Origin of the sequence: Nocardia sp. NPDC059154, assembly GCF_042755705.1 — a bacterium.
Taxonomy (GTDB): Bacteria; Actinomycetota; Actinomycetes; order Mycobacteriales; family Mycobacteriaceae; genus Nocardia.
In genome coordinates this window covers 53,033-66,735 of the sequence record NZ_JBHZCS010000039.1, presented here as the reverse complement: position 1 = coordinate 66,735, position 13,703 = coordinate 53,033, and the positions used below count along the sequence as shown (strand labels likewise).

General features: G+C 70.6%; 10 protein-coding genes. 2 read left to right on the top strand and 8 right to left on the bottom strand.

Going from position 1 to position 13,703, the window contains the following annotated elements; translation table 11 throughout:
* Positions 1 to 90: 90 nt before the first annotated feature.
* On the top strand, positions 91 to 1,368 hold the full coding sequence (locus ACFXN1_RS30060; protein WP_379443878.1) for a glycosyltransferase: 1,278 nt from the start codon (positions 91 to 93) through the stop codon (positions 1,366 to 1,368).
* A complete protein-coding gene (locus ACFXN1_RS30055) occupies positions 1,365 to 2,144 on the top strand; it encodes an ABC transporter permease (protein WP_379443876.1) in 780 nt (259 codons plus the stop codon). The genes ACFXN1_RS30060 and ACFXN1_RS30055 overlap by 4 nt, the downstream gene beginning before the upstream one ends.
* Positions 2,145 to 2,149: 5 nt before the next feature.
* On the opposite strand, the gene ACFXN1_RS30050 is transcribed toward ACFXN1_RS30055, so the two are convergent.
* Genes ACFXN1_RS30050 through ACFXN1_RS30015 form a run of 8 tightly spaced genes read right to left on the bottom strand, consistent with a single transcriptional unit; the run spans position 2,150 to position 13,380 of the window.
* On the bottom strand, positions 2,150 to 3,097 hold the full coding sequence (locus ACFXN1_RS30050; protein ID WP_379443875.1) for a hypothetical protein: 948 nt from the start codon (positions 3,095 to 3,097) through the stop codon (positions 2,150 to 2,152).
* Positions 3,094 to 3,726 (bottom strand): nitroreductase family protein, encoded by a 633-nt coding sequence (locus ACFXN1_RS30045; protein WP_379443873.1) that lies wholly within the window; start codon positions 3,724 to 3,726, stop codon positions 3,094 to 3,096. The genes ACFXN1_RS30050 and ACFXN1_RS30045 overlap by 4 nt, the downstream gene beginning before the upstream one ends.
* Positions 3,726 to 4,733, bottom strand: coding sequence for a ScbA/BarX family gamma-butyrolactone biosynthesis protein (locus ACFXN1_RS30040; protein WP_379443871.1), 1,008 nt, complete (start codon positions 4,731 to 4,733; stop codon positions 3,726 to 3,728). The genes ACFXN1_RS30045 and ACFXN1_RS30040 overlap by 1 nt, the downstream gene beginning before the upstream one ends.
* Positions 4,730 to 5,665, bottom strand: coding sequence for a nucleoside-diphosphate kinase (locus ACFXN1_RS30035; RefSeq protein WP_379443869.1), 936 nt, complete (start codon positions 5,663 to 5,665; stop codon positions 4,730 to 4,732). Before ACFXN1_RS30035 ends, ACFXN1_RS30040 begins: the two co-directional genes overlap by 4 nt.
* Complete coding sequence (locus tag ACFXN1_RS30030; RefSeq protein ID WP_379443868.1) at positions 5,662 to 6,771, bottom strand: SDR family oxidoreductase; 1,110 nt, start codon at positions 6,769 to 6,771, stop codon at positions 5,662 to 5,664. The genes ACFXN1_RS30035 and ACFXN1_RS30030 overlap by 4 nt, the downstream gene beginning before the upstream one ends.
* A complete protein-coding gene (locus tag ACFXN1_RS30025; protein WP_379443866.1) occupies positions 6,768 to 7,049 on the bottom strand; it encodes a phosphopantetheine-binding protein in 282 nt (93 codons plus the stop codon). The genes ACFXN1_RS30030 and ACFXN1_RS30025 overlap by 4 nt, the downstream gene beginning before the upstream one ends.
* Entirely contained in the window at positions 7,046 to 10,657 is a 3,612-nt protein-coding gene (locus ACFXN1_RS30020) for an AMP-binding protein (RefSeq protein ID WP_379443864.1), read from the bottom strand. Before ACFXN1_RS30020 ends, ACFXN1_RS30025 begins: the two co-directional genes overlap by 4 nt.
* Positions 10,654 to 13,380: a phosphoenolpyruvate synthase gene (locus ACFXN1_RS30015; RefSeq protein ID WP_379443862.1), complete on the bottom strand. Its 2,727-nt coding sequence runs from the start codon at positions 13,378 to 13,380 to the stop codon at positions 10,654 to 10,656. The genes ACFXN1_RS30020 and ACFXN1_RS30015 overlap by 4 nt, the downstream gene beginning before the upstream one ends.
* Between the last annotated feature and the right edge of the window lie 323 nt (positions 13,381 to 13,703).

Here is a 13,703-nt window from a genome sequence, read left to right as displayed (position 1 = left end):
AGTGAAATGCCCACATTTCCTACGTCTGGACGCCGGCCCGCAGAACACCCCAGGGTCAAGGGATCCCGTCCCCACGCCGAGAGAGGCCGCATGCGCATCGCGATACCGCTGACCGGAACCCGGGGCGATGTGCACCCGATCGTGGGCCTGGGCGTCGAATTGCAGCGCCGCGGCCATGAGGTGCTGATCGGCGCGCCGCCGAATCTGGTCGAATTCGTCACCGCCGCAGGCCTTCCCGCGCAGGGCTGCGGACCGGACGTGCAGCGGCTCTACAGCTCCGACGAGGGCCAGCGCGCGCTGGCCGCGGGCAATACGCTGCGACTGATGCAGCTGGTCGGTAAGCAGATGGCCGAGTACGGCGAGCGGATGAACCGTGAGGTCATCGACGTGTGCGCGAAGGCCGATCTGATCGTGGCCAGCACCGTCACCGAGGACCGGGCGTCCTCGATCGCGGAGGCCATGGGCGTGCCGCTGGTCAGCCTGCACTACTACCCGGCGCGCATGAACAGCGCCTACCCGTTCCCCGGTCTGCTTCCCGCACACTGGAATCCGCCCGCCCCGGTCAATCGGGCCACCTGGCTGCTGGCCGAGAACCTGCGCCGCGTGGTGTTCCTGCGGTACCTCAACGAGCTGCGCGGCGTGCTCGGGCTGCCGAAGTCGTACACCAGCCCGGCCGCAGCCCTGGCGCGGGCGCGGGTGCCCGAAATCCAGATCTACGATCCTGCCCTGGTGCCGAACCTGCCGGAACAGTGGGACGACCGCCGCCCCTTCACCGGCTTCCTGACCCTGGATCAGGCCACCCGCGCGGCGGTCGGCGAACTGTCGGGCAGCCACGACGACATTCTGTCCTGGGTCGAGGCGGGCGAGCCGCCGGTGTTCTTCGGCTTCGGCAGCATGCCGATTCGCGATGCCGCGGCCGTGTTCGCCATGGTGGAGCAGGTGTCCACCCGGCTCGGGGTCCGTGCCCTGGTGCATGCCGGTTGGAGCGACCTGGATGTCGCGAACACCGTGACGGGCGACCGGATCAAGCTGGTCGGCAATTTCGCCTACGACCTGATCTTCCCGCACTGTGCGGCCGCCGTGCACCACGGCGGCATCGGCACCCTGTTCGAAAGCCTGCGGGCCGGACTGCCCACGGTGGTGTGCTCGGTGTCGTTCGAGCAGCCCATGTGGGGCGGGCAGGTGAAGAAACTCGGTGTGGGCGCGCATCTTCCGTTCACCGCCATGACCGCCGACCGGCTGGCGGGCGCGCTGGCGCCGCTGCTGAACGCGCGCACCCGGCAGCGGGTCGAGGGCTTCGCGGCGACCCTGCGGACCACCGGGGTGGCCGAGCACACCGCGGATCTCATCGAGGCCGCCGCCCGGTGACCGCTCCGATGCTCACGGCGGTACGCCATTTCGTCCCCGACACCCTGGTCATGTTCCGCCGCTGCGCCCGCCGGACCCTGCGCAGCACGGACACGCTGGTCATCTCGCTGACCATGCCGATTCTGATGATGCTGCTGTTCACCTACGTGTTCGGTGGCGCGATCGAGGTCGGCGGCTCGTACCTGAACTATGTGGTGCCGGGAATCATGCTGCTGTGCACGGGTTTCGGCGCGTCGATCACCGCGACCAGCGTGTGCACCGATATGACGCGGGGCAGTATGGACCGCTTCCGGACGCTGCCCATGTTCCGGCAGGCACTGTCGGCGGGGCATCTGAGCGAGGGCCTCGTGCGCACCATGGCGGCCATCGCCATCGCGGTGGGTGCCGCGGTGGCACTGGGTTATCGGCCGGGTTCGGGGCCGCTGGGCTGGCTGGGCGCGGCCGCGCTGATCGCGCTGTTCGTGGTCGCGATCACGGCCGTCGCGGTGGCGCTGGGCATGGCGGCGAACAATCCGGAGGCGGCGGGCGGGCTCACCTACGCCATCACGTTCATTCCGTATGTCAGCAGCGCGTTCGTGCCGACCCGCACCATGCCGGGCTGGCTGCGCGCTATCGCCGACCGGCAGCCCGCGACCCCGGTGGTCGACACCGTGCGCGCGCTACTGGACGGCACCGCCGCCGATCGGGCGCCGGCGGCGGTGCTGTGGTGCCTGGCCATCGCGGCGGTCGGATTCGCCTGCGCCGCCGTGTCCTTCCGGCGTTTGTCCTACCGCTGAGCCGGTCAGCCGCGGGTGGCCGCCGCCGCCTGCGCGATCAGCGTCAGGTACAGGGTGAGGATGAACAGGACGGCGGGCAGCACCGGGTACTCGTCGTCCCGCGACCGCACGAACCGCCATGCTCCGACCGCCGGGATCAGCGTGAGCGCCAGAGGAATCCAGCCGAGGGCGGTGGCCGCGCCGTGCCACTCCCACGGCTTCGCGACGGCGATCTCACCCACCGCCGCCGCCAGTGCGCACAGTACCGACGCCCCGGCGCTACCGAGCGCACCGAGCGCGTTCGAGTAGTACATCTCCCCCGGCCGCACGCTGCGCGAGGTCTTGCGGGCGAACTCGAATTGCAGGAAGGCTCCGGCGAACACGAGCGCCACCACCGCGACCCGGCCGTGGGCCGCCGCCTCGCCGGTGTCGATGGCCGACAGCACGACATACGCGGTCACCAGCAGCTGCACCGGATAGGTGACCACGAGGTTGAGCATGATGTCGGTGCGCACCGTCTCCGAAAGCTGTTCCAGCGCCCAGAGAATCAGGCCGTAGGCGAGCACCGCCGCGATGGCCACCGCCGAGCGCACCGACAAGGCGAGGCTGCCCGCGATGGATACCACCGCGATCACCCCCATGGCACTGCGCAATTCGAGCGCACTCACCGCTCCGGTGACCAGGGGCCGGTCCGGATTGTGCACCCGGTCGTACTCCAGGTCCTTCTGCTCGTCGACCATGCGCAGGTACAGCAGCACGATCGCGACGATGCCGATGCGGGCCGCGGTCGCGCCGGTCGGATGCCAGGCGACGCCCGGCTGCGTCAGCAGTGCCGCCGTCCCTTCGAGGGCCAGCACCCAGAGGATGCCGTACAGCAGGTAGTGCGGCTTGTACATCACCTTGGTGAACCGTGCGATCCGGCCCACCGAGGTGAGTAGGCCGGTGCGGGACGGGCTTTCGGCGAGATCGGTCACGGCGCCGCCACCTCCCCCGGCGTCGGCCAGCCGTCCCAGCCGGTAAGTTCCGCGGCGGGTGTGCGGCGCACGGGTTTACCGCCGCCCGGCAGCAGGTGCGCGACCGGCAGCATGGCCACCTGGGTGACCTCCTCGAACGGAATGCCCAGCAGCTCGGCGACTTCGCGCTCGTAGGCCAGATGCGCCGTGGTCAGCGTCGATCCGAGCCCGCGGGCGCGCAAGGCCAGCTGGAGATTCCACACCGCCGGATAGATCGACCCGTAGAAGCTGGCCAGCCGCAGCGCCGAGGGTTCGGCGGGCGGGCGGCCCAGCGCGCACACCACGATCAGCGCGGGCACCTCGCCCAGGTGGTCGGCCAGGTGCTGCCCCGAGGCCAGATCGGCCAGCTGATCCGGCCGGGGTGTGCGGCCGGAGAGGTTGGCGGCGAACCCCTTCCGGTAGTACTCGCCGATCCGGGATTTGAGTCCGGGGTCGCGCACCATCACGAACCGCCACGGCTGCCGGTTCGAGCCGCTGGGCGCGTGCACCGCGATCTCCAGGCACTCCCGCAGGTCGCGGTCGTCGACGGGCCGCTGCAGGTCGAGGCGTTTGCGGACCGCGCGGGTGCCGGTCAGCAGATCGGTGTCCATCAGTCGCCGTCCTCCGCCGGTGCCAGGTCTCCCGCGAATTCGAGGTCGATCCGCGCCGCCACGGCGCCGGCCTGGCGGATCTCGCAGTGCACGACGGTGGCGTCCACCCCGGAGTCGGTGCGCTCGGCTACGCACACGGCGGGCAGGTCGAGTTCCACGAACTGGTCGAAAGCGCTTGTCACGCTGATCAATCGGCGGGGCTGCGGGCCCATGGTGGTGAGCGCGACCTGTCGGCAGGCCTCGATGAGGAGGTTGCCGGGCACGTGGTCGAGCTGATGGTCGAACAGGATCGGATGGGTGGTGTCGGCGACCAGCGCGGCACGGGACCGGCCCGGGGTGGACTCCGGCGGCCCGATCACCACATTGCGGGGGTTCTCCCGGCCGACCAGCGCCGCGGCGGCCCGCGTGCCCGGCGAGGCGGGAATCTCGAAGGGCCCCAGGCCCAGCTGTTTCCGGTAGCCCGCGCGGATGGCGGCCCACTGCCGCGGATCCACCCAGGAGAAGGAGCCGTCCACGGTACCCATCGGAACTCCCCGGCAGCTGATGTCGAGGACCAGGTCCAGGCCCTGCAGCCGCTCACCCCGATGGTGTTCGCGCAGCGCCCGCACCCGCAGTTCGAGATCGGCGGGCGCGGAACCGATCTCCCAGATCGCGCCGTCGATGCCGGTGCCGTTGAAGGTGCGCACCAGGAAGGCCCGGTCGGTGGGCACGTCGAAGAACTCGTGGGTCACGGCGATGGAGGCTTGCCGGGCGGCCTCCATGACCGCGATCAGGTCGTGGTGCAGGCCCAGCGCGCCGGCGTGATCGCCGTAATGGCCGTGCATGCGTGGCAATTGGGCCCCAGCCACGTAGGCGCCGGAGGTTTCGGCCTCCAGCGAGGTCACGAAGACCTCCGCGACCGCGCGCCGGTGCGCGAGCGCGCGCGGGATGGTGCGCAGGTGGGTGGCGCGCACGGCGGCGGCGCGGGTGAGCGGGTGGACGGTTCTGGGTGGCTGTGTCGTCGTCATGGTCTGGCCTCCAGCCAATCGGTCGCGCTGACCGGGCGCAGGGTCTGCGACCCGGTCCCGGCGCGCATGGGTAGGACGTAGGAACCCAGCACGATGAGCGACCAGGGGTCGAGCGCGCGGCCACTGGACCACGCCACCTCCAGCAGCGCGGCCTGGGCGGCCGGGGAGCCGGGTTCGGCCGCGGAGATCCGATCGTCCAGGGATTTCATTGCGGCCGAACCCAGTTCGGTGCACAGCCGGGCGATGGCGTCGGCGCGCTCGAAGCTGCGGGCGGGGGCCCGGTCGTAGAGGTCGCGGGCCAGCGCGGCGGCCGCGTCGGTGCGGTCGCGCCCCTCGAGCGCATGGGCGAACACCTGGGCCCGGGTGGTCTCGTCGAAGTAGATGGCGAGTTCGCGCAGCACGTCGGCGGGATCGTCGGGGGAATGGACGAGATTGAGCAGGTAGTTGTGACGGCCGAGCAGGTAGCGCAGTTCACCGGGCTGCCGTTTGCGGGGGTCGGTCGCGCCCTTGGCGGCGGTGAGGCGCACCGGTGTCGGCAGGTCGGCGACCGGGCCGCGGACCACGAGCACCAGGACATCGGAGATCCCCACCAGCAGGTCGGCCAGGCGCCGCCGTTCCGGGGAGGCGATGTTCCAGGCGAAGTACCACAGGGCGCGGGCCACATGCCGATCCACCACCACGCGGCGGGCATCCACCACCTGGAAGTCGTTGTCCGCCAGCCAGGTCAGGGTCGGTTCGACGGCCCGGGCCACGATGGCGTCCGGTTTCAGCAGCAGCAGCGAGTGCTCGCGGGCGAAGGCGGCGACGTCGATACCGAGCCGCTGTGCCTGCTCGACGGTCTCGAGCACATAGGTGTCGGTGAGGTAGGCGTCGACCTTCTCCTTCGACGGAGTCGCGTCGGCGAGCAGGGTGCGCAGGGCGTCGTCGGTCACGACCGGACCCCCGCTCCCGGTGCCGATGCGCCGATTCCGGTGCGCGCCAGGGTTTCCGCGATGGACGGCAGCGGCGCGCCCAGGTAGCCGGACTCCAGGCAGTGATCCAGCAATGCCCGCAGGTAGTCCTTTCCGGTCTGCGGTGGGAGCCGGTCCAGCAGGCGGTCCGCGTTGCTGGTGTCGAAGGACAGCCGGCGCTGGAAGTAGCTGGTGTAGAGCGCGCCGATGCGCAGGTAGTACTCGCGCTCGATCGGGTCGAGATCCCCGGCGTGGAAGGAGGATTCCGGCACGAAGGTCGCGACGTCGAAGGACGGATACTCGGCCAGCACGTCGGAGACCTCGCGCAGTGACAGCGTGTCCCGGCCCACCGCGTGCAGGGTGGATCCGGCGACGCTGTCGAAATCGGTGACCGCAGCGGCGATCACATCGGCGACGTGGTCGACCGGGGCCAGGGCGAGCGTGGCGTCGTAACGGCCCGGCAGGGTGCGCAGCTTGCCCTCGACCATGAGTTTCACCACGGTGTAGAGGTTCTTGTACTCGCGGATCACGCCGCCGCCCAGCGCGCCGGTGACGATGCCCGGACGCACCACCGCCCATCGCAGACCGCGTTCCCCGGCCGCCCGGATCACCTGTTCGGCCCGCAATTTGCTCTGCTCGTAGCCGTTTCCGAAGGATTGGCCCGCGTCCAGTTCGTCCTCGCGGATGACGCCGTGCCGCAGACCGCACACGTAGGCGGTGCTGACGTGCAGCACCGGCACGTCCCAGGCAAGGGCCAGCGCGACGGCGTGCTCCGCGCCGCCCACGTTGAGCTCGTCGTAGGTCTCGGCGGTGGCGTCGAAGGCGGTGGTGGCGGCGCAGTGCACGATCATGCCCACCCGGCCGGCGAGATCGGCGGCCGTCGCGGGGTCCAGCCCGAAGACCGGCCGCCGGATGTCGCCGGTGATCCGCAGGTCCGGCTCGTACCCGCTGCCGTCATTGCGGCGGATGTCCGAATTGCTGTGCAGCACGGCGGCTACCGGGCGGCCGGCGGCGCTGAGCCGGGCGGCGACTTCCGATCCGACCAGTCCGCTCGCGCCGGTGAGCAGGACGGTGTTCCGTTCGCTCATGCGCTCACCTCCAGGGTGCGGGTGACCAGATCGACGACCTGGCCGACGCGCAGCACCCCCATCAGCTGTTCGGGCCGGTAGCGCGGCAGCGCGAAGCTCTGTTCGAGCACGACGGTCAATTCCATGAGCCGCAGCGAGTCGAAGCCGAGGTCCTCGATCAGGCGCAGCTCGTCAGTCCGTTCTCGCGCGTCGGTGGCAACGTCGAGTTCGGCGGGCCTCGGGGCCATGGTGGCGATGATGTGCCGGACGCGTTCGGCGACAGTGGCTTCGGTGGTCATGACTGCTCGCTCTCTCGCAGGTGGGGCTGCTGGCCGCCGCTGGCCAGCAGGTCGCGGGCCTCGTCCAGGGGCAGGTCGGCGTCGAGATACCCGGCCAGCCGCAGCCAGTCGTAGCCGAGGGTGAGGGTGCGCTGCCACTGCTCGCGGGAATCGAAGGAGGCCGGGAAGTCCCGGCCCGCACCGGTATCCGCGGCCAGGCGCCGCACCGTGGCGACGACGGCGTCGATACGGGCAAGATCGTTCAGCGCGTCGCCGCCGTTTCGCAGGGTGCGCGAGAACCGCACGCGCGCAGCCGATTCCAGTGCCGCGATCAGCCTGTCCCGCTCGGGGGCGTACGCGGGCAGCAGCCCGGCGACCGTGCCGACCGGATCCACATCGGCGGGCAGCGGGTGAATGCCGAACGCGCTCAACAGCACTCGCACAGTCATGGCGATGAGCCGGTGCGCGGCGATATCGGCGACCTCGCCCTGCGCGTCCTTGACCGCGCCCACCAGATCCTCGCGGGCGTTCTCCAGCACCACGTTGGACCACACCAGATTCAGACCGGCCCCGATGAACCGCCGGGCAGGCAGCGCCGACAGCGTCGCGATTCCCTCCCCGCGCGCCGCACCGGTGAGTCCCAGCGCGGGCGTCGCCACCACGGCCACCGGCGTGTACGCCTGCACCGGTTTGCACATGGCCAGGGCCGGTTCGAGCACCTCTCCGCCCCGCCGCTGCAACCCGACGAACCCCAGCCGGACGAACTCCGCCAGCTCCGCCCCGATATCGCGCGGAGCGCGCGCCATGACATCCCGGATCGACTGCCGGAACACCACCGACCGCCACGCCTGGGCTCCCGCCTCGGACAGCACGAAAACCTCACTGTCGGAACGCAGCACGTGCAGACGCCCAGCCAGCGGCCAGGTGGTCACGGCGGGACGCCGCGTGAAGATCAGCTCGTGCGGGTCGTCCGCGACGCCCGCCACCCCGAGCTCTGCGGCCAGGGCCACCGTGGCAGCCCACCGCGCACCTCCCCGCTCCCGAGACACCGCGTCGGCAGTGGTGGGGATCGTCCGAGCGATCTCCCCACCGGAATCCGATGATTCAGTCGATTCGAGCGGCGTGAGCCGCCCGGAATCGCCCTCGCTACTCGCGTCGCCCCGGTCGGCGGCGCCGGTCAGCTCGCGGTAGCGGTCGATCAGCTCGTCGGGGGCGGTGCGATCGAGTTGCTGTGGCAGCCATTTGGTTTCGAGGTAGGTTTCGCCGCGGCGGGCGAGCCAGGCCTTCATGGCTTGCCGGAGGCCGTCCTCGGCCCAGGCCTCGGCTTCGGTGTGGGCGCCGAAGGCGCGCAGGGCGATGGCGTAGCCCAGGGCGTGGCGGGCACGGGTGGCCCACCAGTCGGCGACGAGGGTGGTGAAGGCGTCGTGGGTGAGGATTCCGCGCAGCTGGTCCAGATCGACCGTGCCGGGCCGGATGACCGTGGCACGCAGGAAACGCTGGCATCGGTTGAGGCCGTCCTCGTCCGGGTCGGTGGCGGCCCGCTCGAGTTGCCGGCGCAGCTGGGCCACCGAGCGGGTGCGGACCTCGACGCGGCGGCCGTCGAGGAACAGGACGGTCGGCAGGGTCGGCAGCTCGTCCGCGCCGGGGGCCACCACCAGGAAGTCGATGTCCGAGCCCGCATTGCCGAAACCCTCTGCCAGCGAGCCCTCGAACAGGACAGCGGCGTCCTCGGGAACGGCGACCGACCGCAGCGCGCCGTCCAGGAGCTGCCGCAGCCTGTCCAGGGGCAGGCCGGGTCGTGGCATGGCGTGTGCCGGGCGCGCCACAGCCTCGGATTCTCCTTCCGAGGCGTCGCTGGCCTGCGCGACCCAAGGCGGCTGCAACTTGTCGACCGCGGCCCCTTCCGGCTCGAGGGAAGTGGGTTGCCCCGCAGCGGTATCCGCCTCGTGCAATACCGCGCCCTCGAGGGCGCCGTCCCGCAGCAGCTGCCACATGTGGCGGCGGCGGGGTTTGCCGCTGGAGGTGCGGCGGATGAGGCCGCGCGGTCCGGTGACGATGTGCACGGTCTGGGCGGGTCCGAGGTGGCCGCGAATGAGGTCGCGGGCCTGCGGAATCCAGTCGCCGGGCGCGGTCTCGGCGAACAGCGCGACACCCTGGAGTCCGGCCTCGACGAGGCCGACGGCGGCGAGCTTGCCCTTGGTGAGCCCGGTTTCCTGGGCGACCCGGGATTCGATGTCCTCCATGAACACCGAGCGGCCGCGCACCTTGATGCTGGTGCCCATGCGGCCGAGGACGAAAACCTCGCCGCGGTAGAGGAATCCGGCGTCCCCCGAGTACAGGCGGCCGTTCTCCAGGCGGGTGGACGCGGTCGCGCTCGCCTCCCCGGAGTAGCCCAGCGCCACCGAGTCCCCGGTCACCACCATCTCACCCAGGACGCCGTCGGGCAGTTCCCGGCCCTCGTCGTCGACCACGGTCACGATGGATTCGGGGGTGGAGAAGCCGAGCCCGGTGATCCAGCCCGCGCCCGCCACCCGGTGGGTGTCGTCGAGCATCGCCTCCTCGAGCAGCGGAACCCGCTCTCCGAAGCGCAGATTCGGATTGTCCAGCCGCAGCGCGGTGATGGGCCGCCGGGTGGGCGAGGAGGTCACCATCAGGGTCGCCTCGGCCAGCCCGTAGGCGAGGGTGAAGGCGCCCATCGAGAAGCCTTGCGGGCCGGTCAGATCCGCGAAGGCCTGCAGATCGGCCACCTCGACCGGTTCGGACCCGATGGCCAGCGTCCGCCAGCCCGACAGATCCAGGCCGGCGATCTCCTCGGGCCGGACCCGGTGCGCCACATAGCCGAGCGCGAACGACGGCGACGGCGCGTGCTGGGCGTGGGTCATGGCGCGCAGCCAGCGCAGCGGGTCGCGCACGAACTGGTCGGGGCGCATGAGGTACAGGTCGGCCTGGTTGGTGACTCCCTGCAGGAACGCGCCGACCAGGCCCATATCGTGATACAGCGGCAGCCAGGACACCATGGTCTCGCCCGGCTGCCAGTCGATGAGGCGGGTGATCATGGCGATGTTGTTGGCCAGGTTGTGCCAGCTCACCCGCACGCCGCGAGGTGCGCCCGAGGAACCCGAGGTGAACTGCAGCAGTGCCACTTCCGACACGTCGGCGAGCTCGCGCGTCGCGGGGGCGGCGGGCAGCGCCGCGGCGTGGACGACCACCGGTTCGTCGGTGCGACCGGCCGCGAGGCAGGCACTGCGCACGAAGGTCTCGAACTCCGGGGAGGTGACCACCACGTGGGGCGCGGCCTGCTCGACGATGCCCGCGATGTGCGCGACGATCTGCTCCAGGTCGCCGAACATGGGCGGCGCGACCGGGGTGAACACCCCGCCGCACGCCCACACCGCGTAGAAGGCCGCCACACAGGGGAATCCGGTCGGCATGATCACGCACGCGCCGTCACCGCTGCCGAGTCCCGCGGCCCGCAGCAGGTCCGCGATCGACCACACCTGGTCGGCCAGCTCCCGATAGCTGCGGTACTCCCATCCGTCGGCCTCGTCGGCCAGATACAGCCCGGTGCCGGCCGATGGCTCGATCAGCCACCTGCGCACGGTCGCTTCGTCGTTCACGTGGTCGATCACTGGTCTCCTTCGGGAAGCACGGTGACGGTGCCGGCGGCCCCATCGACTCGAATACGCATGCCGCTGCGCAGTTGGCGGGTGATGCCGGGCAGCTGCACCACGGTTGGCACGCCCAGCTCGCGTGCCACGATGGCCACGTGGGTGAGCGGGCTGCCGCGTTCGATGACCAGTGCCGACGCCGAGGGCAGGGCCGCCACCCAGCCCGGATCGGTGCGGTAGGCGATGAGGATGCCGCCGGCCACGTCGCGGGGTTCGTCCACGATCACCGCGGCGCCCTCGACAATGCCCGCCGCCGACGGGGTTCCGGTAAGCACCGTGCCGGGAGTGGCCGCGGCCGTCGCGGTGACCGGCACCCAGCCCTGCTCGGCCAGTTCGGCATTGCCCAGCCGCGGTCCGACAGTGCGGAAGCGGGCCGGGGCCACCAGCGTGGAATCCTTGGCGCGCAGCGACTTCCGCACCGTCACCATTTCGCGCAGACGGTCGGTGTCCGCGCCCTCGTAGCAGCCGCGCAGTTCCTCGACGGTCAGCTGGAACACGTCCTCGAACTCGTCGATCACGCCGCGCGCCGCCAGATCCCGGCCCATCACCCGGATCATGCGCTTGACCATGCCGAACGCGCGGGTGCGGCAGAAGCGCAGCCGCTCACGGTGCGCGGCACAGCGGGAGACCTTGGCGCGCAGGCGTTCGTAGACGCGCCGCCGGACGCCGTGGCCGAGGTGCTCGTCCAGGTAGGCGTCGGCCTCGCCGGCGCGGTTCGCGGTCACGGTGTCGCCGACCCGGCCGACCGCACTGCGCAGCATGACGAACAGATTCGCCGGATTCTCCCGCAGATCCGGTGTTTCCAGCTTCAGCTCGTCGAGGCTGCGGTAGCCGTAGCGGTCCAGATAGTCGTCGAGGGCGGCGAGGAACTCGGTGCGCCCGGCGGCCCGCAGCGCTTCGTGAATCGCCTCCGGCGCAGTCGAATTGATGATGTCGTTCAGTTCCGGATCAGCGCGCACGACCCGGGCGAGTTCGGTCATGGCGCGGGCCGGCTCGGCGGATTCGACATCCGCGCCCGGGCCGACCACGGCGTACAGGAACCATTCCGGCGCCTTGGGCAGGAACAGCTTGGTCAGCAGGAACATCAGGCCCGAAAGGGTGAGCAGGATGGCGTCGAGCACCATGAGCGGGCCCCACCGCCGCACCAGGTCGCCCTCCACCGTGCGATAGGAGCGGTAGGCCTGTTCGCCGGTCAGCGCGGTGTAGTCCACGGCGTCGTACTCGTCGTAGACGCGGTAGAAGTCGGTCATGAACTGTTCGACCAGGTCGTCGATGCCGAACAGGCGACGGGCGTAGATCACCGTGGTGAGCGCGCGCGAGCGCAGCCGGGCGGACGTGCTGTCGAACTCGAAGGGGCGCAGCGTCTTCGCGATATCCGCCGGCAGCGGTTCGGCCACGCCGAGGGCGGCCTCGAGCACCCGGCGGTTGAGCGGGTAGCCGGGCGCGATGCCGACCATGCGGTACCAGTGCAGCAGGTTGTAGTAGACCCGGCCGTGAAAGCTGCCCAGCAGCACGGGAGTCCACGCATCGGTCTGCCGCAGCTGCTCGGGCGGTACTCCCAGGGAGGCCGCGTAGCCGCGGTACACGCGGCCGTAGATATCGGCGGCGGTGGTGTAGGTCAGCGGTGAGGTGACGCCGCTGAAGCTCTCGATGATGTTGGAGTTGTCCCAGATTCGCGTCTCACCGGGACCCACCCGCTCGCCCGCGCCACGCAGCTCGACCTCGCGCGCGGACAGCGTCGACGCGGTCGCGGTGATCGGCCGGGTCTGCAGCAGCCACACGCCGGTGTCGTCGATGGCCCATTCGATGTCCTGCGGTGCGCCACAGGATATTTCGACCTTCCGGGCGATCTCGGCGAGCTCGGCGGTCTCGACGTCGGTCAGCACCCGCGCGCCGCGTCGACCGGCCTCGACCTCGACCGTCGCGCAGCCCTGCCCGTCGCCCGGTTCGAAGCGAATATCCTTGTCCCCCAGTGCGATATCGAGCAGGACACCGGTGTCCCGGTCCAGGATCATCGAGTCGGCGTCGACCGCGCCGGACACCAGACCCTCCCCCAGCCCGTAGACGGCGCTGATCACCAGCTCGTCGTCCGCGCCGGTCATCGGATTCCGCGTGAACACCACGCCACTGGATCGCGCCGAGATCAATCGCTGTAACACCACCGCGGGCGCGTAGGCGCGAGACAGGCCGTGCGCGAACGTATATCGCACCGCACGCTCGGAGAACGCCGACACCCAGCAGTCCCGCACCCGGGCGATCACCGCTTCGAGACCGTGCACGTTCAGGTGGCTGTCGAACTGCCCGGCGAACGAAGCCTGCGCCCCGTCCTCGGCCGACATGGACGACCGCACCGCGATGGGCTCCGGCCCGAGCCGCTCCCAGGCCTCGCCGATCACCGCCACCGCCGCCTCGGACACCTCCGCGGCCGCCAGCGCCCCGCGCAGCTCGGCGGCCCGAGCCACCGCGGACTCGACCTCCCCGAGCGCCGCGAACCCCTCCAATTCCCCGGTCAGGCCCGCCGCGCTCGCGAACCCATCGAACACCTCCGTACCGAGCGCCACCCACTCGGGCACCCGCACCCCCACCTCCCCCAGCGCGTACAACCCCCGCGCCTTCCCACCCCCATACGCGGCGACATCCACCGAATCCGACCAAGGGCCGAGCAACCGCACAACCTCTCCCATCCCCCTGAGGCCAGTCACATCACAGCGAATGCCGGAGCAAGATCAGGGGTTCTACTTTGAGTAGTCCACGTTTCAAACGCGCACCAGCCCAAGGTTCTTGGGTCTGCCTCACCCCGGTTCCTCGAGCCACCATCACGGCCGAAGCCACGCCGTGCAATTCGCACAGCGAGTGCGACACAGTTGGATATCGCGAAAGAGCCCCGATAATCCCCGGTGGGCACCGGCGCAACCCGGCGATACTACTTATCCTGTTGCCCCACAAGATTTTTCGGCGAGGAACGCCGAGGTGCCCGCACGGTCACCGACGGCAAGGCGGTTGGCCT

Coding starts and splice junctions, on each gene's coding strand:
- ACFXN1_RS30060 (WP_379443878.1), top strand. CDS start 91: ATGCGCATCGCGATACCGCTGACCGGAACCCGGGGCGATGTGCACCCG.
- ACFXN1_RS30045 (WP_379443873.1), bottom strand. CDS start 3,726: ATGGACACCGATCTGCTGACCGGCACCCGCGCGGTCCGCAAACGCCTC.
- ACFXN1_RS30015 (WP_379443862.1), bottom strand. CDS start 13,380: ATGGGAGAGGTTGTGCGGTTGCTCGGCCCTTGGTCGGATTCGGTGGAT.
- ACFXN1_RS30030 (WP_379443868.1), bottom strand. CDS start 6,771: ATGAGCGAACGGAACACCGTCCTGCTCACCGGCGCGAGCGGACTGGTC.
- ACFXN1_RS30025 (WP_379443866.1), bottom strand. CDS start 7,049: ATGACCACCGAAGCCACTGTCGCCGAACGCGTCCGGCACATCATCGCC.
- ACFXN1_RS30040 (WP_379443871.1), bottom strand. CDS start 4,733: ATGACGACGACACAGCCACCCAGAACCGTCCACCCGCTCACCCGCGCC.